This window comes from Neosynechococcus sphagnicola sy1 (assembly GCF_000775285.1).
GTDB classification, from domain to species: domain Bacteria; phylum Cyanobacteriota; class Cyanobacteriia; order Neosynechococcales; family Neosynechococcaceae; genus Neosynechococcus; species Neosynechococcus sphagnicola.
This window is the reverse complement of the sequence record NZ_JJML01000036.1, coordinates 17,279-37,783: the sequence shown is the minus strand read 5'-3', so window position 1 is coordinate 37,783 and position 20,505 is coordinate 17,279. Positions and strand designations below refer to the sequence as shown.

The 20,505-nt window shown below is 53.3% G+C and carries 16 protein-coding genes and 4 pseudogenes; 12 read left to right on the top strand and 8 right to left on the bottom strand.

The features are described 5' to 3' along the window. Positions 1-339, top strand: a pseudogene (locus DO97_RS14610) (transposase); the annotation flags it as partial. Positions 340-571: 232 nt separating this feature from the next. Here the strand turns inward: DO97_RS14610 and DO97_RS14605 are convergent. Next, positions 572-1,156 (bottom strand): Uma2 family endonuclease, encoded by a 585-nt coding sequence (locus DO97_RS14605; RefSeq protein ID WP_036534754.1) that lies wholly within the window; start codon positions 1,154-1,156, stop codon positions 572-574. A 275-nt stretch (positions 1,157-1,431) separates the two neighbouring features. Between DO97_RS14605 and DO97_RS14600 the strand changes: the two genes are divergently transcribed. After that, entirely contained in the window at positions 1,432-1,962 is a 531-nt protein-coding gene (locus DO97_RS14600; protein ID WP_156120591.1) for a YcxB family protein, read from the top strand. Positions 1,963-2,362: 400 nt separating this feature from the next. Here the strand turns inward: DO97_RS14600 and DO97_RS14595 are convergent. From DO97_RS14595 to DO97_RS14585, 3 genes and pseudogenes are all read right to left on the bottom strand, one after another. Further along, positions 2,363-3,330: pseudogene (locus tag DO97_RS14595) on the bottom strand (DUF1517 domain-containing protein). Positions 3,331-3,568: 238 nt separating this feature from the next. Beyond that, entirely contained in the window at positions 3,569-3,790 is a 222-nt protein-coding gene (thiS, locus tag DO97_RS14590) for a sulfur carrier protein ThiS (protein ID WP_036534749.1), read from the bottom strand. Continuing rightward, entirely contained in the window at positions 3,783-4,871 is a 1,089-nt protein-coding gene (locus DO97_RS14585; protein WP_036534747.1) for a thiamine phosphate synthase, read from the bottom strand. Before DO97_RS14585 ends, thiS begins: the two co-directional genes overlap by 8 nt. Before the next feature lie 285 nt (positions 4,872-5,156). Between DO97_RS14585 and DO97_RS14580 the strand changes: the two genes are divergently transcribed. Together DO97_RS14580 and DO97_RS14575 are read left to right on the top strand one after the other, a co-directional pair. Further along, complete coding sequence (locus DO97_RS14580; RefSeq protein ID WP_162183006.1) at positions 5,157-6,530, top strand: DUF1565 domain-containing protein; 1,374 nt, start codon at positions 5,157-5,159, stop codon at positions 6,528-6,530. A 49-nt stretch (positions 6,531-6,579) separates the two neighbouring features. Then, complete coding sequence (locus DO97_RS14575) at positions 6,580-7,167, top strand: SPOR domain-containing protein (RefSeq protein WP_204368649.1); 588 nt, start codon at positions 6,580-6,582, stop codon at positions 7,165-7,167. On the opposite strand, the gene murD is transcribed toward DO97_RS14575, so the two are convergent. Together murD and DO97_RS14565 are read right to left on the bottom strand one after the other, a co-directional pair. Then, positions 7,164-8,540 carry a UDP-N-acetylmuramoyl-L-alanine--D-glutamate ligase gene (murD, locus tag DO97_RS14570; RefSeq protein WP_036534743.1) on the bottom strand — a complete coding sequence of 459 codons (1,377 nt, stop codon included), beginning with the start codon at positions 8,538-8,540 and terminating at the stop codon, positions 7,164-7,166. The genes DO97_RS14575 and murD overlap by 4 nt on opposite strands. A gap of 231 nt (positions 8,541-8,771) precedes the next feature. Then, entirely contained in the window at positions 8,772-10,007 is a 1,236-nt protein-coding gene (locus DO97_RS14565; RefSeq protein WP_036534741.1) for a DUF4912 domain-containing protein, read from the bottom strand. Between the two features lie 528 nt (positions 10,008-10,535). Here DO97_RS14565 and DO97_RS14560 point away from each other — a divergent pair. After that, entirely contained in the window at positions 10,536-11,360 is an 825-nt protein-coding gene (locus tag DO97_RS14560; RefSeq protein WP_052128763.1) for an LmeA family phospholipid-binding protein, read from the top strand. On the opposite strand, the gene DO97_RS21230 is transcribed toward DO97_RS14560, so the two are convergent. Then, positions 11,343-12,470: an HMA2 domain-containing protein gene (locus DO97_RS21230; RefSeq protein WP_052128762.1), complete on the bottom strand. Its 1,128-nt coding sequence runs from the start codon at positions 12,468-12,470 to the stop codon at positions 11,343-11,345. The two genes, DO97_RS14560 and DO97_RS21230, sit on opposite strands and share 18 nt — an antisense overlap. Before the next feature lie 174 nt (positions 12,471-12,644). On the opposite strand from DO97_RS21230, the pseudogene DO97_RS31330 reads away from it, so the two are divergent. After that, positions 12,645-13,950: pseudogene (locus DO97_RS31330) on the top strand (PrsW family glutamic-type intramembrane protease). A gap of 19 nt (positions 13,951-13,969) precedes the next feature. Here DO97_RS31330 and egtC read toward each other — a convergent pair. Then, positions 13,970-14,764, bottom strand: a complete 795-nt coding sequence (egtC, locus tag DO97_RS14545; protein WP_036534739.1) for an ergothioneine biosynthesis protein EgtC — start codon at positions 14,762-14,764, stop codon at positions 13,970-13,972. A 91-nt stretch (positions 14,765-14,855) separates the two neighbouring features. Here egtC and DO97_RS14540 point away from each other — a divergent pair, with 91 nt between their 5' ends. From DO97_RS14540 to DO97_RS14510, 6 genes and pseudogenes are all read left to right on the top strand, one after another. Further along, positions 14,856-15,182 carry a hypothetical protein gene (locus tag DO97_RS14540; protein ID WP_036534736.1) on the top strand — a complete coding sequence of 109 codons (327 nt, stop codon included), beginning with the start codon at positions 14,856-14,858 and terminating at the stop codon, positions 15,180-15,182. A gap of 102 nt (positions 15,183-15,284) precedes the next feature. Beyond that, positions 15,285-17,145, top strand: a pseudogene (locus DO97_RS31325) (AAA family ATPase). Between the two features lie 409 nt (positions 17,146-17,554). Beyond that, positions 17,555-17,773 (top strand): gas vesicle structural protein GvpA, encoded by a 219-nt coding sequence (gvpA, locus tag DO97_RS14525; protein ID WP_036534731.1) that lies wholly within the window; start codon positions 17,555-17,557, stop codon positions 17,771-17,773. 93 nt (positions 17,774-17,866) lie between these two features. Beyond that, positions 17,867-18,748 (top strand): hypothetical protein, encoded by an 882-nt coding sequence (locus tag DO97_RS24465; RefSeq protein WP_036534729.1) that lies wholly within the window; start codon positions 17,867-17,869, stop codon positions 18,746-18,748. A 160-nt stretch (positions 18,749-18,908) separates the two neighbouring features. Continuing rightward, positions 18,909-20,054: a gas vesicle protein GvpN gene (gene gvpN, locus DO97_RS14515; RefSeq protein ID WP_036534727.1), complete on the top strand. Its 1,146-nt coding sequence runs from the start codon at positions 18,909-18,911 to the stop codon at positions 20,052-20,054. Between the two features lie 71 nt (positions 20,055-20,125). Then, entirely contained in the window at positions 20,126-20,473 is a 348-nt protein-coding gene (locus DO97_RS14510; RefSeq protein ID WP_052128767.1) for a gas vesicle protein, read from the top strand. Positions 20,474-20,505: the final 32 nt, after the last annotated feature.

The following is a 20,505-nucleotide window of genomic DNA, read 5'->3' as shown; positions in this document are numbered from 1 at the left end:
TACCCGAACGAGAGGGGGCTAAACAGGTACTCCAACAGGTGAAACAGATGGGTCAAGGGGTATCGCGACTGCATACGATTTGGGCCGATGGCGGTTTTGACGGTAATCCATTCCTGATGTGGGTGATGGATGTTTGTCGGTGGATTGTGGAGGTTGTGCTGCGACCAGAGCAAACCAAAGGGTTCGTATTGCTGTAAAAAAAGGTGGGTTGTTGAACGAACATTTGGCTGGCTCATGGGGTACCGTCGATTGGTTCGAGACTATGAGTTATGGCCAGAAACTTCGGAGACATTTATTTACCTGGCCATGATACGAATCATGGTGAGGCAGTTAGCATAAAATCTGACCCAAAAAAACTTTTAAAACATCCTCTAAGGTTAAGGGTGTTGAAGGAATCTTAGAATCGGTAGACGCACGAGCAGTTTACATGAGTCCTTACTGCCCAAAATTCAATCCCATCGAACACTTATGGTGGTCAATAAAGGCATTTGTCCGCCAATTTGTGCCCAAGTCAGCAGAAACAGTTGCTCAGTTACTCAGGCTTGGAGAGATGTTATGTTCTAGTGGTGAATTACGAAACTATTTTACCCATTGCTGCTATTGTGCCGAGTAGTTGTGAAAAGTGCTGTAGCTTGGGAAACGTGGGTGAGGCAACTGCCTGGTTACCAATGAACACACTTTCCTCATACAGTCCCTCTTCCCACCGCAAAACTGTCACTTTTGCCTCCAGTGGATCCACAATCCAATAGTCTGGTACATGCAAAGCTGCATATTCAGAGCGCTTGTAGTGATAATCTCGGGAGATCGACTCTGGACTCACTACCTCGACAACTAGCAGCGGTGCTGTTTGAAAGACAGCAGATTGCCCCAATAAGTCTTGTGCCTGCTCTTTCGTGACTAGACATAAATCAGTTAGTCTGGACTTGTTATATCCGGTTCTAATCCCTGCTTCTCGAAAGGTGAGCCAGGATAAGGCCATCCGCTGGATCTCTGCATCGAACTGCTGCTCAAGTAATTTGGAAATTAAGAAATGTTCGATTCTAGGGGGATCCATCAGGATCAGATGTCTGTCAACAAATTCATAATGGTTGCCTGTACCATCGTCATAGGCGAGGTATTCCTCAAACGTCAGGCGCTGAATGGCGGTGTTGACCATGACCTTTACCAGAGAGGCTGTGTTTTCACCTTAGCAAATTGTGTTGACAAGGAAAAAAGCCAGGGTAACTTCCTGGCGTTTTTTTTTCACTTCTAAGCACATCAGGTCATTGTTTTGAGTAAAATACTGTTGCTGTCCGGTGACAAGCAGGCCATTAGACACCTGATTGGCTGATAGATCTCTGCTCCCTCATAAGAACCTCCGACTCTGGGAGATGGATTTAGGGTGAGGGTCTCGGACTTTTGTTCAGTCAATCAGGTTATGGACTCCGTAAAATGGAAGCAGAAATTACCTATCAGCTAGAAGTTAGTGATCTTTTTGCAACCCACCGATATAGTTATAAAACCAATAAGGCAAATAATTTAACTAAATTATTTGCCTATACTTTGTTCACGATTACGATAATACAGACTCTCATGAAGATCGAAGAAGCATTATGGCTTGAGATCGTTGTGGGAATTCTAACTCTAGGTATCTGTATTGTGGGTTTCAATTTGTTTATGTATTTCGTTTCCTTGCTATTTTTTCGAGTTAACCTGCCAAAGGATGGAACCAGCGGGATTTTATGTGAACATACAATTCAAATAACACCTACTCAACTCATTGAAAGAACTTCAGTCAATGAAACCCGTCATAGGTGGATTAGTGTAAAACGTCTGCAAGAATTGCCAAATCATTTACTGATTATCCTCAACAATAATCAGGCATATACTATTCCAAAAAAAGCATTTGAAAGCACAAGTAATTATCAAAATTTTTATGAGATGGCTCGACAGTTTCTTCAGCAAGTGCGTGAGGCTGATTAAATTATCGGTATTATTTACTCAGTGCGATCGCCCCTCGCCGTAGATTGAGTTGAGTCCTGGAAACCCAACAGCAGAGAGCACTCAATATATTTCATGTCTCGTTTTTTCGTGCGATCGTTTCAAGCTTGAAGATCCAACCTAATAGATGCCACCAACGTTGATGGATGTTGGTTTACCCTAGGAGATTTGCGATCGCATTGAGCGTCGTGGTAGGAGATCGCCCAGGCACCGTCGAGGGATGGTTGGGGGCGATCGCACTTTCCTAGAATCCCTCACTCTAGATCTCTCCATCAGGGGGGGAGGACAAAGCTAGATTGGCTGCCCTTGCTTTGGGGGGGAGAAATATCGCCGCGAAGTTTCAACAAAGGGGGTGAGAGCTGAGATAATCTCAAACTCAGCACTAAATCAGCCGTAAGCTCGGATAATCCGCCAGTAGATCATCAGATGTCAGCACATCACCTTGGGCTTCCGGTGACCACATCACCTCCACCGCAAGCAGTTGCTCACTGCCAACTCCCCCTAACAGGGTTAAAGTCCGTCGCAGATCATCGGTATTTTTGACCTCCGGTAGGGCCAGCTTCCCTAATGCTCCCACCAATACCGTTACGACAATATATTCACCGGGAGCCTCGGCAAGGGCAGCACTGGCATTGGGATTGAGCAGCGCCGTGCTAGAACTTTTATCCTCTAACTGGTTGTTGACATTGGAAAGGGTTTCAGCAGCAATCTTGCTGCGGGCAGCCAGGGAATAACGGTTAAATTGGGTTTCTGCTGCTTGTAGCTTGGTTTGTTGAGTTTCGGCTCCGGCATAGGCCCAGAACTCAGGGTGGCGCAGCAGCGCCAGGGTGGTTTCTTGAAGCACTTTTACCAATCCTTCAGAGGAGTTGGTATTGGCGGCTCTTGCCATCTTTTCTAGATCGATTTGTAATTCCCGTGCCCCAGCCAGCAGACCCACCTGTACTTGGGAAACCGAAACGGTGGGGTTATCGCTGTAACCCTCCATCTCAGAACCTTCTCCTGATTGGGATCTGCGAAAGGCTTGTACCAAAAAGTTGGCGATCGCCAAGAAGATGAACACACCAAATAAGCTGCCCATCCCCCCCCCAAACCCAAAGAAGGGAATCAGGAACGGGAACCCAAAGCCACCCCCAAACCCGTAACCAGAAGAGGGCTGCTGCCGGGGGGCATAGTTAGTACGGGGGGCACTATAAGTACGACTGGGCGCTCGGAAAGACCCTCCCGAAACTCGCCCCCCGACCGGGCTGCCAATGCCCCTGGAGCCTGGGAGAACACCAGAGCCAGTATGAGTCCAGCGAGCACCAGAGACTTACACAAGGGTTTGAAAACTGAAAGAAATTTGTTGTGCATAAGACTGTACCTATCCAACTCGTTAACAGAATATGTGTTTCTGAAGGGGCAATCAGGAGGTGCCTACGTTTTCTTAAGGTCAGCTCTAGAGGATCAACGCCGGAATGATCGGGAACCCTAAGGGGTAACCCTTTTGGAGGACGTGACAATTTTTAGTTAAGACTTGTTAACAAGTCCTTCTCATACTTTACTCCCTTCTGGATGGGCGTGAGCAGCGGAGTCGAGGGGATCTCCGTACCTAGCCGCCCCCAACGATGGTGACAATTTCCAGGCGATCGCCGGATTGGAGTTCCGTCTGCCCCCAGAGCTGGCGATGCAGAATCTCGCCATTGTATTCCACCGCAACCAGCCGGGGGGATAGCCCCAGTTGTGTCAATAAATCCGGTAATAGAGTGTGGGGCTGACAGGTCTGAGGAGTGCCGTTGACCTGAATGGCAATTTCGGTAATGGAACTAGACATGGGATATGACCATGGACATCCGAGCGTTGTAATCACGAATCATCTGCACATGACTCAACTGCGAGACCAAGTATTGGGTCACCAGCATCGGTTGCTCTGCCTGCATAATAGCTCGAACCACGGCCACCCGTTCTGCTCCCGCAGTCAGCACCTCTTGGAGGTTGTTAGGATCAATGCCGCCGATGGCAAACCAAGGCAGAGTTGACTGCTGAGCTGCATAGCGAACGTATTCTACCCCTGTGGCGGCTTTACCTGCTTTGGTTGGAGTTTCATAGACCGGCCCAACACCGATATAGTCGGCTCCTGATTGAAGGGCTGCCTTTAACTCATCGGGGTTTGTGGTGGAACAACCAATCAACCGTTGCTGCCCCAAGAGCTGGCGAGCTACGGCAACAGGTAGATCCTGCTGTCCTAGGTGAACTCCATCGGCATCAACGGCCAAGGCCAGATCCACCCGATCATTGACCATAAATAAGGCTCCGTATTGATGGCAGAGATGGCAAAGTTGCTTGGCGTTCTGCAACCGCACCCCATCGTCGCTGTTTTTGTCTCGGTACTGCACCACATCCACCCCCCCTTGCAGGGCTGCTTCGACAACCGCCGGCAATGACTCCGTGGGCGAGGTCACCAGGTACAGGTGCGATCGCAGGAGGCGCTGGTGGCGGTGACCTGCCAATAAATTACTTTCTAGGGTGTACACCTGGTAGCGCATCTGCTTAAAAGCAGTGCCCATTTCTGGTTGGTAGAGTTTGCCATACTCTTCCAGCACCCTGAGGGCTTCCTGAACTCGGCAGAAATTGACTTGCAGAACTTGTTGTAGATCCGTGCGTTGAGCTTCCTGGGGATGGGTAAGCTCCGTCCCTGGATCACCTGGGGTATCGCGGGCAGAACGCAGTTCCGCAGTATGCCAGATGGCAAGTTCTTGGCGCAGGTGTTTACAGACCTCCGTGAGCGCGCCACTGTTGAGGCCAAATCGACACCATTCCTCGATAATTCGTAAGCCTTCCCGTGCCCGATCTAGATTGGCATCTAAAATCCGGCAGAGGACGGGCTGCAAAGCCCCATGCTCTTGGTTGCCCATTGGAACAACTCCTTCCATTTTTTCATCCTAACAGGCAGGTACTTAGACGCTTCTGGAGATGGCGGGGGCTGGCAACTGGGGACTCACTCATGCTGGAAAGCAGGTTCAGCCTCTAACATCGCGGGATGTGACCTGTGATGTTAGAGGCTCAGCCCCCGCTGCGGTCAATCGATGAAAATAGTAAAACTTTTTATAGATTGATTGTCTCCTGAATTTTCCAGTTGTGTCTTAGAAATCTCAATCAAAGATGAAACAATAGCCTGTGTGTTTGGAGGAGTAACGGTTGTGGGTTGGACGGAAGGAGAGTGTTGGAAACAAGATGCTGATCGCGGCTCATCGCCAACGGTAGGCCGACGACCGGACATCTGGCGACAAGGGATCAGATGCGGCATCGGAGTCATCACCATTGCCCTACTGGGGCTCTTAGAACAAGTTGCCCCAGCGACAGCAGCAGTGCCATTGACAGTCACAACACCGAGTCGAGTGTTGAACCACACCCTGGCTCAGGTACCGACTATCGCTACCCTGGTGTATGTGAACCCAGCAACTGGGGATGATTTGCGGGGCAATGGCAGCAGTACAGCCCCCTTCAAAACCATTACTCAGGCACTGCAAGCATCACAGCCCAATACCGTGATCCAACTTGCCGCCGGAACCTACAGCTTGGATACCGGGGAACAGTTCCCGCTGCTAATGAAACCCGGTGTGACCCTGAAGGGAGATGCCCCCTCACGGGGACGCAACATTGTCATTCGGGGCGGTGGTGCCTTTCTCAGTCCTACGGCGGCCAGTCAAAATATTGCCTTGTTGGGAGCTAATCAGGCCAGCATCATCGGGGTGACGATTACCAACCCCAGTCCCAGGGGATATGGACTCTGGATTGATTCGAGTAGTCCCACTATCACTGACAGTACGTTTACCGCCAGCACCCATGATGGTATCTCTGTGAATGGCCGCAGCACAGCACTGATTCAGCGCAATTATTTTTACCAGAATGGTGCCAGTGGCATCAGTGTCTTTGGAACGGCCCAACCCCAGGTGCAGGACAATGTTTTTGAAAACACTGGCTTTGGGGTGAATATCGGCATGAGTGCAGCCCCAGTCTTAGTCAAAAACCGCATCAGTTTCAATAAAGATGGGGTGGTTGTGCAGTCCAGTGCCCGTCCGATCCTGCGGGATAATGTGATTGAAAACTGCCAACGGGATGGATTGGTCGCGATCGCCCTAGCTGCCCCCGACCTGGGAAGCCGGATGGAAGCAGGTCGCAATCTCTTTCGCAATAATGGGCGGTTTGATATTAACAATGCCGCCAGGAATCAAATTCTCCTGGCCTATGGCAATCAGTTCTCAGGGAATCAAATCAGTGGGCGGGTGGATCTAGGAGGGGCGCTCAATCCCAGGGTGGCAGTTGCCCCGATCCGTCCCCAGATCCCCAGTCCCGTGACGGTGAATTTAACCCCTCGCTCTCTACCCAGCTCTCGGGGTGGTTCTGCCTCAGGGCTTCCCACGGGTAACGGTACCCCCACAGCCATTGAAATTCCCGTTCCGCCCCCGGAAATGCAATCAAGCTGGCAACCCTCCCAAAGCCCTAGCGCCCCTCCTGACTCCATGGCCAGTGGTCTTCCCCCCTTACCTTCCCAGAACACCCCGCCCTCCTGATTCCTGTTAGGCCAGCCCCTGCTTCCAGTCAGTTACCCCCGTTCGCGCCTTGCCGGGGTTACCCATGGTCTCCAGCACCAGTGCTCTCCCCACTCCCAAAATTCCTACCTCCCCGTCACCGATCAGTCTCCCCCTGAATCTCATTCCCCCGACCACCAATAAGTCGCTCCCGAATCCTCCCCTCTCCAATGCTGGGGGGATCGAGATTCCGGTGCCTCCCCCAGATGCCTTAAGCCTGCCACCAACCCCAGCCGCCCTTCGGTCTACACCAACTGCCACACCAGCCATGCTGAATCCCCCTCCCACCCTGGGAGCCGCTCCCGTCGCTGGATCAATCCTACCGGTTCCTAACTCTGAGATTCCGGTGGGCAATGGTGACAGTCCGCCCGTGATTTTGCCCCCCGCAGTGGCTGTGCAGCCCGCAGCCCTGGGATTGCGCTACCGAGTCGTGGTGGCTGCCGAAAATGCCAATGAACAAACCCTGGTGAAGAGTTTAGTGCCGGGGGCATTTCGCACCTTCTCCAATGGTCGAGCGATCATGCAGGCTGGTGCATTTAGCGATCGCGCCAAGGCAGATGAGCTACTGCAATTACTCGTTAGCAATGGCCTACCCGCCACCGTTGAACCCTATAACTAGCTGAAATGCTCCTGGCAAATGCGCCGGAAATGATCACCCCGAGTCTCAAAGTTGGGGTACTGATCAAAACTGGCGCAGGCTGGAGACAGTAACACCACCGCAGCCTTGACTTGTTGGGCCAGGGTTGCCGCTCTGGGAATCGCACGTTCCATCGTCTCCACAATGTCGTAGGCGTGATAACCCGCTTGGTCGAGGCGCTGGGCAAAGGCAGGAGCCGCACTACCAATCAGCAACACATGGGCTGCCTGAGCCTGAATGGTGGCAATCCAACCCTGATCATCCCCAGCTTTGGCTTCGCCGCCAGCGATGAGAATCGCCGGCGCCTTGACCGCTGCCAATCCCACCTGGGCGGCATCATAGTTGGTGGCTTTGCTGTCGTTAATAAAGGTGACCCCCTGCCAGGTGCCAATGTGTTCCAATCGGTGCGCCACCCCTGGAAACGTTGCCACGGCAGCGGCGATCGCCGCTGATTCGATGCCTGCCAGTCGCGCTACAGCCACTGCCATCAGCAGATTTTGCAGATTATGCTGCCCCAACATCCGCAGTTGGGTTGCCTGAACAATTGGTTCCCCCTGGGCGATTACCCAGCCATCTTCCAGGTAAACCCCCAGGTTGGGGTCGGCAGGTAAATGAGATTTCCCCTGGGTACTGGTCCAGCAAATATCTGACCAGCCTGCAACACAGTGTTGATTCAGGAAGGGATCATCAGCGTTTAAGACCCGCTGTTCTGAGGCTTGCAGGAGTGACGCTTTGATGCGGAAGTAGTTCTCCAGGGTGTAGTGGCGACTCAAATGATCGGGGGTAAAGGTTGTCCAGACCCCAATTCGGGGGGCTACGGTGGAGGAGGATTCAATCTGGTAGCTGCTGATCTCAGCAATCACCCAATCTGGCGGCTGGGCGGCGGTGAGGGCGGCGGTTGCTAATTCGCAGGCCGCAAAGCCAATATTCCCACAGGCCGGGGCTTGGAGACCCGCTTGGGCAAAGATTGCCGCGATTAACGCCGTGGTGGTTGTCTTGCCGTTGGTGCCAGTGACGCCAACCCAGGGACTCTGACCCAGGGTGCGCCAAGCTAGCTCAATTTCTCCCACCATTGCAATACCGCGATCGCGGGCGGCCTGGAGTTTGGGGAGATCCCAGGGCACCCCAGGACTGACCACCACGAGGTCTAAATTACTGGGGGTATCGGTCGCCTCCAGATCAAAGGCATGTCCCAACCAAACGGGAATCCCCTCACGGGCTAACTGCTGTTGTTGGTTCAGGAGCGCTGGAGAGATCTGGCGATCGCTGACGATGACCTGCCATCCTTGCTGTTGTAAAAGACGAGCAGCCGCAATTCCAGATTTTCCCAAACCAATGACAAGGGCAGTGGGCATAGTTTCAAATTAAGCAGGAGAGAGGAATGGCATCCAAATACTCCCCATCCTATCGTCTGCTGGTGCCTGGCGATCGCCCAGTCCCAAATGAGAGGTATGCCCCCAGGCAATGCCATGATGACTCAAGGTAGGCAAACTCAGAAATAGATTTACTGAACATTGAAACAAAAAAGACCCCGATGGATGGTCGGGGCTTATGAGACTTGCGGATCTTTTAGCGCGATGACACTTTTAGCTGAGCCACTCTAGAACCGCTTCTTCTTTGGTGTTGGTGTGGCGGCTGGGGGTTTCACGATCGAACTTCATGTGGATGGAACGGGTTTGCTCCCCATCCACTGCCACGGCCATAATTGGGTAATCGATCTGACCATCCTGGAAGGACATCTGGAAGCGGAAGGTACCATCGGAGTTCAGTTTGATCGGGCGTCCCCCAATGGTAACGGTGGCATCAGGTTCGGTGGCACCGTAGACAATCAGCTCCGCATCGGCAACCAGCCAGAATTGGCGGGGACGATTCGGTGCCATAGAGGCCCCAAAGCCAACTCCCGACATGCCGACCCCCGACATGGTGAGTCCCGAAGCCGTGGGAACTGCCCACATGCCAACTCCTGAGGGGAAGACATAGGAACTGATGGCCTGTTCGTGTACGGGAACCTGCTGCATGGAGCCAAACAGAGAACCCGCAACCCTTTGGGCTTCTACACTCTGGGACATGCCAAAGATCTGGTCATAGATGGGGTTATTACCCATGTCCACACCCACAGGCATGCGCCGACTGGGGGGAACCAGCGTAGCAAAGGTTTTGCCGCGCAAATCTTCGTCCCAAGCGACGGTGATGAACTGATCTTCAATCCAGTCAGAGGGATAAACGGGAGGAATGCGCACAGCAGCAGCACGGGCGAGTACTAGCCAACGCCCATCCATGCAGCGGTAGCCGATGTCCAATATATAAGAGCGATCGCTGACCGGAATCGGCAAGTACCATTCCCGCGCCATTTCATCACAGGGATATTCCTGGATACTATGGGGGCTTTGGTATTCAAGACTTATGTCGGTGACATCGTAGAGGCGGAGGGCTAACTGTTGCCCACCCTGACGACGTAAATCTTCTTTGTGGCTATTGGGAATATCCCAGTAGGCATAGGCCCATTGGGGATCTCGTGGCATCAAGACAATGCGGCTTTCACCATAACCACTGGGAAGATCTGGCAATCCTTCATCAACAGCTGCGAGGGTACCACCCACTTTATCTTCTTGACCGAGTTCAAATTTTGCTGCTTCCACGGCTTCTTGTGCCTCTAATGAACGACTGCTGACTGAAGAGAATTTCGTGCGTTGGATCTCAAGAATGGATGCCAACAATTGAGATTTACGCATACGGCTGTAGCGGGAAATGTTGCACTCACTGGCAACCCGGCGGAGTTGTCTGAGTGTCATCTCGTCTAAAGGGGGCCGTTCTTTTGCCATTGGTAGCGCCTCCAGTTACTTGGGAAATCTTTCGGGGTCATTATCTGAAAGAGTCCTTGAGCATAAGCCTCCGAATTCGTACATATGTATTAACTAAGTAATAGTCAAGCAAGCTCAATCACTTACAGCAGCTCCTGAAGTTCCAGGGGTTCGCAGGGTAATTGGTGGCAAGCCCCTCAGCCTGAATCGTCACCTACATGGCAGTTCAAATGAACTTGAGTATCTTTAGGGATCAGGTGTTAGTTACATATTGCAAAAAAGCAGTCGGAGGGTCAAGGGTCTGAATAGCTTAATTCTACTGCACTTCACGAATTTATCAGGGAATCGGGGATCTTAATGTTATTATTTCATGACAAACGATCGAAGATCGGGATCAAATACAGGGAATCGGATCGCGGATGATCCCAAAAAAATACTTTATGTCAGGATTTAAAAATATTTTGGCAATATTGGGGAGCAAAAGCCGATCCAGCTGCCGCTTATGATAGGTTGAGTTATCTCTTAGCTAAGTAAAAATACTCTCCAGGAATGACATCCCGCTGCGACAACCCTGAGTCCCAACTGCCATCAGACTGTTTAGATCCCCACCTCGATCTGGAAGCTGAAACCGCAACTGCTTCCCGTCGCCAATGGATCGCCAAAGTACTATCTTCAGCCTTGCGCCTGTGGCTTAAAACCCAGGTCGAACAGATCGCAGATCTCCAAGTAGAGGTTCAAAGTGGCGATCGCCGACTGTTATCCGGGGTGATTCAGCAGGTCTCCCTCTCAGCCCAACAGGTGGTTTACCAAGGGTTGCATTTGACGCAGTTGAACCTGGTCGCCGCCAATATTCGTGTCAATTTGGGACAGGTGTTGCGGGGCAAGCCCCTGCGGATTCTAGAACCGATTCCGATCACGGGAAGCGTCTGTATTCAAGTCACTGATTTAAATGCCTCCCTACAGACGCCTCTTTTAGCCGAGGCCGTGACGGCCTTTCTAGGAACGCTGTTAAACCAACCACCCCATCCCCTAGAACAGGGGGTACAGCCCCTCAGTATTGCGGCGGTTGCGGATCTAAGCTTGCGACAGTTGCAGGTAGAAATTGCGGGCGATCGCGTCATCCTCCAGGGTTTGCTCAACAATGCGGGGGAGGAGATCCCAGTGGAACTCGAAACCGGTCTGACACTGAGGAGTCCCCAGGAGTTGCAGCTCACCCACCTGCGCTGGTTAGCGGCTCCCGGATTAGATCCAGGAGTCTCGCGAATGCAGTCGCGCCATTTCAGCATTGATCTGGGTTCCGAGGTGGAATTACACCAGTTGAGGCTTGAGTCTGGTGTAATTCACTGTCAGGCCAAACTAACCGTGATCCCCTAAGGATGGCTCTGTTGCTGGTGGCAATGACTGGGTGCCCTCGGACATCATCGTAGGGGGCGATGCAATGGCGGTGCTCTCCGGGGCAGGGGATGCAGGGCTGGTTGTAGCCTCCAAAATTGGCGGTGGCGATGGATCTCGCCAGTTCAAGCGTCTGCCGACGTAGGAACCAATCCGGCGTCCGGTATCCCGACCTGAAGTTCCTAAAAACAGTCCTCCCAGGGTACTGCCGAGAACCGCGGTACTCGTCTCGCCCGCAAAATCTCGAGAGGTGCGATCAATCCAGGATTGGAGATCCTGTAACACGTTGCCAGAGGAGGGATGAGAGGGGGAAGGACTGGGATGCTTAAACTGATGGACGGCATCCTCGCCTATCCGTCCTCCCACGGCTCCTCCAATGACCGTGCCAATGACAGCACCGACCGGGCCTAGAGCAACAGTGCCAATAGTTTTGCCCGTGACTTCACCAATGGTGGCACCGACTTTATCCCCGGCTCTTTTTTGTAAGGCTGTTTCTAGTCGCACGGGGTTAACCCCCGGCACAGTCGCCACATTTCCCCCGCGCAAGAGGTTAGGCGCGACATCGCCCATGATCGTGGCTCCCACAACCGACCCTGCAAATCCCCCCACTCGGTTGCCCAGGAGGACGCCTGCCGGCCCTAGTACCATCCCGCCGGCAACGCCACCGATCGCCCCACCGACGATTTCTCCCGTTGCCAGTCCCACAATGCCCCCGGCAATGGATTCGAGATGCCCCTGGAATGCCTGACTTTCGGAGTGGGCGGGGGGCAGGATCTCTGGGATGCTCGGGGGGGCAACTGGCTCTGGTGCCCCTGGGGGACTGATTTTGGTGACGATGCTGAACTGCGCCATCACCGCCACTAACCGAGCCTCTGCCTCCGCGGGGGACAACTGGCTCCCGGAATACTCCACAATCAGGGAGGCGGCGGCGGCATTGATCCGCATCTGGGACACCCAAACCTGCGATCGCAGCTGTTGCTCCAGCTGCTGGGCATAGGATTCATCCAGGGTTAAATAACGAATGCGGCAGCGCATCCGTCCTAGTGTTGAGTGGACAATTTCATAGCCTACCTGGGGGAGTACGTCTGGCATGGCGATCAAGGGGAGAATCTGGCTCCATTATCGACGTCAGCAACAGCGGTGGGAAGGAACTTACAGTAAAGCTTTAAGGTTCGGTGTGCCCCGAGGGATGATCTAATTCTCAGGGGATGTCTGGGTGACGATTGTGAATACAATGGGGGGGCGAATCATAGCAGGGGAACCAAGATGACGGGGATTCCGGATGGAACTGCATTTCTGCGATTACTCACGGCTAATCTGCAAGGACAGTCCTCCCGGTATTACCCACTGTCTCCGGCGCAAGAGGTGGTGATCGGGCGTGATCCTAGTTGCCAGATCGTTCTGGACTCCGGCCAATACGGAGGCGTCTCGCGGCGTCATCTAGCACTTCGCCCCTTGCAACCGGGCACCTGGCAAGTGTGTGACTTGGAGAGTGCCAATGGTACCTATGTCAATGACCAACGACTTCAGGACTGTCGGCTACTGAAATCCGGCGATCGCATTACCCTGGGGCAAAAAGTCGTGGAATTTTGCTTTGAAATCCAGAAGTCGATGCCACTGCTAATCCCTGAACCCTTGGAAGAAGCCACCCATGCCCCTGGGACAACGGCCTCTCTCTCCCTGAGTCAATTGCTGCCCATCCTCTCCACGGGAGGGGATCTCACCCGCAAAGCTTTTTTGATCCCTGGTATTCTCACCGTGCTGTTCGTGGTGCTGATGTTTATCAGCAGCGATGATTTTGGGGTCTTTGCCCTGGTACTGGCGCTGTATTTATCCGGTGCCGCCTAGTTTTTTTGTCTATCAGCTCTGTGGCAAGCGTAAGCCCTGGTGGTTGATTATGGGGACTGCCATCACCACCATGGTGCTTTTGATCAGTCCAGTGTGGGGGGTGTTCGTCTTGGTCTTTCGCCAGATCTTGCCAGGGAATATCTCTGACTTAACCACCGGTACCAATTTCTTCCGCCTCCTGGTTGGCAACTTCTTTGGGGCAGGTATGGCGGAGGAACTCCTAAAGTCCTTGCCTGTATTTGTGGCGCTGTTTTTGGGACGACAGTTGCGATCGCCCAGCCGTGAACGCCTTGGCGTTTGGGAACCTCTGGATGGCATTCTGCTGGGGGCGGCATCTGCGGTGGGCTTTACCCTCTTAGAAACCCTGGGACAGTATGTTCCTGATGCCGTGGAGTCAAGTTCTCAGCTGGCAGGTTTGCAACTCTTAATTCCTCGGATCATTGGAGCCGTGGCGGGTCACTTAGCCTACAGTGGCTACTTTGGTTACTTTATTGGCCTGAGTGTGCTAATTCCCTCCCAACGCTGGCTAATTTTGGCGGTGGGGTATCTGACGGCAGCAGCACTCCATGCCTTCTGGAATGCCACTGCCTCCGTGTCCCTTGGGATTTTCATCTCCCCGGTGATTGGAGCAATTTCCTATGCCTTTCTGTCCGCTGCGATTCTCAAAGCCCGATCTCTGTCCCCAACGCGATCGCAGAACTTTGCCACCCGCATTCGGCTCTAGCAGTTGAGCAATCAGGATCTTAATCTGCCTTCAGAGATTGCACCACCACGGTTAAATCGCGATCGACCCGCAGCAGCGTCTGTTCTGGAACCCGTTGCCAAGCTCCGGCAAATAGGGGTTCCGATGCAATTAACACCCCATTGGCAACGGGAGACTGGTTCCGGAGCCAGTAGAGAGAGGGAGCCGGAGAACGGGTCGCAAACCGAGAGGCAACCAGTTGCTGACCATCGGTCAGCACTAAATTCGCCGACAGCTGGGTGGGGTGACTCCGGGCCATTTGACTCAGCAGGGTCAAGGTGGCTTGCAGCCCTTGCTCCAGAGTCATACCAGTGGTTTGCATCAAGTCCAGGAGCAGGGCAAAGATGTGTTCTGAATCGGTGCTCCCCTCAATGCCCTGGTAGGCATCATCCTCAAGGCGGTGGCGAATCGGGCGATAGAGGGTCTGGCGAAATTGTTCGATGAAACCGTTGTGAACTCCGAGAATCCGATCACTGCTAAAGGGCTGACAATTGCTTAAATCAACGGCTTGTCCCGATGTTGCACTGCGAACATTGGCGACCATGCAGCCGGACTCAATGTAGCGACTGAGGTGGGGGAGATTAATATCGCTCCAGATCGGCAGGATATTTTTATAGGTATAGGGGAGGGCATCCTGGTGGGGATGGTACCAACCGATCCCAAAGCCATCGGCATTCAACAACCCAGCGGTCATCTCCTGGGGTTGATAGCTCTGCACCACCAGAGAATGTTCGGTTTGATAGAGGAGGGTATCCAATTGAATTGGCACCCCCAGATAGCCGAGTAAACGACACATTAAAGATAGAAAGCAGGATAGAGCCGCAAGGAATTAGCTCTGTCATGTTAGCGTACAGGAACCCACAACCAGCGATCCCAGTGTCAGGGTTATGAGTGCTCCCAATCCCCAGGAAGATGAACTGCACCGACGCGAACAGGAATTGGCGGCACGGGAACGGGCTTTGCGACTGCGGGAGTTAGAGCAGGAGATTAACCATCGCTCCCCGCCGCCACGGTCCCTTAACCCTGGGGCGTTTTCACCCCGAGCTCTCTCTCGCACCCTGGTCAAGTGGGCAACGTTCTTTGCCATTGTGGTGGCGGTGGTGGTGGCGATTCGGGTGGCGGCTTGGTTAACCCACATCGTTTTGGTGCTGGTGGTTGCTTGGGTCGTCTACAAATTGTTTTTCCAGGGCGATCGCCCCCATGGGTCACCCTAGCCACTCCGGGGACAGCTGTGCCGCAGATGGGGATCAACGCACCGATGAAAGCCCGCCGCCGATTGGGTACCCTAAGGGAAACGTCAGAGGCGGATCGGCACTATGAGTGATTTATTTGGGGGAGGGCTCAAGGGGTTTGAGCAACTGCTAGAAATTGCCAGAGCCTTAGAAGAAAAAATGGAAAAAGGGGAACTGAGAACCGATGTCCAGCTAGGTGCCCGCAATCTCAGTAGCATTCCCCGTCAGGGCAATATTCCCAGCGGTATTGGTATCAGCCGCATCCGTACTCACCCATCTGCTGACAGCAACTCCACAGCCACCAGCGACAACTCCCCATCTAAATCGGAGGTGACGATTACGCCCCCAGCATCTGATCCCAAAGCTCCGTCTCTCAAAGATGTGGGTGGCTTAACCGCAGTTCTCAAGGAACTGCGAGAACTGGTGGAAATCCCGCTGAAACGTCCCGACCTCTTGGCAAAGCTTGGACTGGAAGCCATTCGCGGGGTGTTATTGGTTGGCCCCCCTGGAACCGGCAAGACCCTGACCGCCCGTGCCCTCGCTGAGAATTTGGGGGTGAATTATATTGCGATCGCTGGCCCCGAGGTCATGGGCAAATACTATGGCGAAGCGGAGACTCGCCTGCGGGGGATCTTTGAAAAAGCCACTCGATCAACTCCCTGTATTATCTTCATTGATGAAATTGACAGCCTCGCCCCCGATCGCAGCAAGGTAGAAGGAGAAGTTGAAAAGCGGGTGGTGGCTCAACTGCTCAGCCTCATGGATGGGTTTGCCAAGGCCGACGGCATTTTAGTGCTGGCGGCAACCAATCGTCCCGATCATCTCGATCCAGCACTGCGGCGTCCGGGACGCTTCGATCGGGAAGTTCAGTTTCGGGTTCCCGATCGCAATGGCCGACTGGAGATCCTCACCATTCTCACCCGAGCCATGCCCTTGGATACCTGTGTGGAATTGGGGGCGATCGCGGACTTGGCGGTGGGGTTTGTGGGGGCTGACCTCAAAGCCCTGGCCCAGAAAGCTGCCTACAGTGCCCTGCGACGCATTGCCCCCTCCCTGGATGCCCCCCTGCCAGACTCAATGACTGTGAAGCAGGAAGACTTTTACCAAGCGCTGAAGCAAGTCAAACCTTCCGTACTGCGCTCGGTGGAGGTGGAATCTCCCCAGGTCGCCTGGGAGGAGATTCGGGGGGCTGGAGTCGATTAAACAAACCCTGCAAGAAACCGTCGAAGGTGCCCTGCTGCACCCGGAGCTGTACCAGCAAACCAAAGCCAAAAGCCTGCGCGGGATCTTACTCTGGGGGCCACCGGGCACTGGCAAGACCCTATTGGCTAAAGCCGTAGCTTCCCAAGCTCGGGCGAATTTTATTGCCGTCAATGGCCCTGAACTCCTCAGCCGTTGGGTAGGTGCCTCCGAGCAAGCCGTGCGAGAGCTGTTTACCAAGGCTCGTCAGGCAGCTCCCTGTGTCATCTTCATTGATGAAATGGATACGTTGGCTCCCGCTAGAGGCCGCTATAACGGCGATTCAGGAGTCAGCGATCGCGTCGTTGGTCAACTGCTCACCGAACTCGATGGGTTACAGGGGGCAGCGGGGATTATTCTCGTCGGGGCCACCAATCGACCCGAGGCTCTTGATCCTGCACTGTTGCGAGCCGGGCGGTTAGATTTGCAACTGAAGGTAGATCTGCCAGACGCTAACTCTCGATTGGCCATTTTGCAAGTCCATAACCAGGACCGACCCCTGAGGGCAGTTGATCTGACCCAATGGGCCGAGCAAACCGAGGGTTGGAATGGTGCCGACTTGGCACTCTTGAGTAATCAGGCAGCCTTGGCTGCGATTCGTAAGTATCGTGCCCTAGGGTTGAGTGATCCCGCAACCATTCAAATTTCCATGGAAGACTTTCAAACTGCCTACCAGGTGCTATCCAATCAACGCCAGCCCGGTTAAATTGGGGATTCAGTTTTCCCAACTTGGTTGCGATTTTTGCTTGATCCCCGGTTGATCCCATGCTTCCTGGGTTGAGGTAACACCGCTTCAGAAAGCCTAGGATCACCGATCTCTGCTTGGGGATCAATCATACTTAATGGTTCGTAATCCAGGATGGTATGAAATGCTACGGATAGCTCGTAGATTTCCACAATCAGAACCAAAACTTCCGAAATAGTACGGATATCAGGCAAATTCTCCAGTCGCTAGAGTACAGAACGTAAGCGTTAGTTCCATCCTAGAACTACAGGTGAAAGTACTCAGAAGACTTGGCGAGTATGATTAAGTCTTCTCAGGGATTACACTGTACATTAGTATCGTTTGCATCCTCTTATTTTTGTCCGTCATTCACAGACTTGCGAGTAAAACCATGGCAGTTGAAAAAGTAAACTCTTCCTCCAGCTTGGCTGAAGTTATTGACCGGATCCTCGATAAAGGGATCGTCATTGATGCGTGGGTTCGGGTCTCACTGGTTGGCATTGAATTGTTAGCCATTGAAGCTCGGGTGGTGATTGCGTCCGTCGAGACCTATCTGAAGTATGCCGAAGCCGTTGGCTTGACTGCCCAGGCAGCTGTCCCGGCGGTGTAATGCCGTTCGACTGGGGGAGTTGAATCGATCAGATCAAACTCCCCTAGTCCTTCCAGGGAATTTGTCGTCAAGGTTTCAAGGGGAATTTTGAGTATGGCTCTCAAAGATGTATGGCATCAGCAAAAGCAGCAGCGGCAGCAGGCACTTGTCCAGCGGCAACAAGACGTTCAAGAAACGCTGGCTGCGATGAGAGCATCGCGTCAGCAACAGACCCAAGACCTGCAAAACAATCTGAATCAATTTCGCACCCAACTGGCTGCAAAGGTTGACAGCTTTCTCCTGGCTACGGCTACCAACCGAGTTCAGGCACGCGAAGTTCAGAAAGCCCAGTTGCAATCCTTTACCCTGAATCTGCACCAGGTAACCCAAGATTTCCTCACCGCTATGCAGTCTCAGCGACAGCTAAAAGCCCAGGAAGTCGCCCAGGAGTTAGATGGGTTTGTGCAAGTACTCCAGTCTCGGATTCGCCAATTCTTGCTGCTGACAGCCAGCGATCGCCAGTTAATGTCTCAGCAGTTGGCCACGGATCTCCAAGGGTTTCATTTGACCTTGAAGGCAACGGTGGCAGCGCTTCAGCAACAATTTCAGGCTGAACAGCAACAACGACAGGCTGAGGTTCGGAAACAGCAACAGCAGACCCAGCAATTGCTCCAGAACCATGCCCAGCAACGGGTTCAACAACGGCAGCAATTGCTGACAGACTTGGCGGCATTTTCAGAGGGTCTCAGTACCCAGGTTGCCAGCTATCTCACAGCCCTGGAAACCCAGCGGCTCACCGATACCCAGGCGATCGCCGCTGAATTGACGAACTTCCGAATTGCCCTGCATCGTCATGTCTGGGGTGAAACCCCTGAGGTTGCTCCAGCCCCAGCTGTGGTTGAAGTCAAACCAGCGCCCGTGGTGGTGCCAACCCCCCATCCCCCCTGCGCCAACCCCTGTGGTGTCAAAACCCATCCTGGTCAAGTCTGCGGCTGATTTGTTCTCGGCTCCCATTATGCCCAGCCGAGCCCAGGACTTAGTGGAGCACCTAGTCGAAGATCTGTCCCGCGCCTAGGGCGATCGCTGAAGTTAAAGGGATAGCATTGTCCTGAAAGGTTGTTCTGTTCCCAGTGTTTATCAAGGAGGATGCGCTCCAGTGACTACTGTTCTGCAAGCCCGCCCTGGGGGATTTGTGAGTACGCCCGCTGTGGAGCGAATTGCTACCCGCGCCCTCCGGTATCTTCAATCTGGTTTTTCGGTGCATTTGCGAGGGCCTGCCGGAACTGGTAAAACCACCTTAGCCATGCATCTGGCCGACTTACTGAGTCGGCCCATCATGTTGATCTTTGGGGACGATGAATTCACTACCTCTGACCTGATTGGTAACCAGTCGGGGTATACCCGTAAAAAAGTTGTGGATAACTATATCCATAGTGTGGTCAAGGTCGAAGACGAACTACGTCAGAACTGGGTGGACTCTCGCTTGACCTTGGCCTGTCGGGAAGGATTTACCCTGGTTTATGACGAATTCAATCGATCACGCCCAGAAGTCAACAATGTGCTGTTGTCTGCCCTAGAGGAAAAGCTCTTAGCCCTACCCCCCAGTTCCAACCGCATGGAATATGTGCGGGTTCATCCCAAGTTTCGCGCCATCTTTACCTCCAATCCAGAGGAATACTGCGGCGTTCATGACACCCAGGATGCACTGATGGATCGGCTGATTACCATCAATGTACCGGAGCCGGATGAACTGACCCAGCAAGAAATCTTGGTTCAGAAAATCGGGATTAACCGCAGTGATGCTCAGGTGATAGTCGCACTGGTGAAAGCCTTCCGTGCCCGTACCGAAGCCGATCTGGCCTCAGGATTGCGTTCTTGCTTAATGATTGCCAAAATTTGCCAGGGGCATGAAATTCCGGTAGCACCTGAACATCCTGACTTTCGTGACACCTGTGGAGATATTCTGTTTTCCCGCACCCGACGACCCTTGCCAGAAGCCACAGCCGTTCTATGGGAAATCATGAATGGGCTGTTCTTGGCAGAAGAACCACTGCCTCCAACAGCGGCGATGGTAGAGCTACCCACAAGGGATGTGTTGTCAGGCAACGGTGCCACTGCCTTTGTATCCGAGGTTTATACCTATCTCTGTCAATCTGGGGGTGCATCCCTGGCGGAGATTGAGCAGCGTCTCCAGATTAATCGCCTGCAAGCCGTGGAGGCACTGCGATCGCTGGTTGCCCAGGGAATTTTAATGCGATCAGGCGATCTCATTGCCGTGGTACCCAAGGATAACCAACTGTGACCCCATCCCCCCTTGGCGCTGACACCGGTAATCCTCAGCGTAGCTTTCGCGATGCTCAGAAAACCATTCCCATGTCTACCCAAGGTTCTACCCTGGCGGATATTCTGGAGCGAGTGCTCGACAAAGGCATTGTCATTGCTGGGGATATTTCCGTATCCGTTGGCTCCACAGAACTGCTGAATATCCGCATTCGGCTCTTGATCTCCTCCGTTGATAAGGCCCGAGAAATTGGCATTAACTGGTGGGAAAGCGACCCCTATCTCAGTAGTCAGGCTCGCACCCTCACAGAAACCAATCAACAACTTCAGGAACGGATTCAAAGTTTAGAAGCCCAAGTACGAGAACTGCACGCCCTAGCTACCCCACCTACCCCTGCGGTTCTGCCCCATGGGGGAGCAGAGCTGCCGCCCTCGACCTAAAACCTCAAACAACCCACTGCTTGCGAGGACGT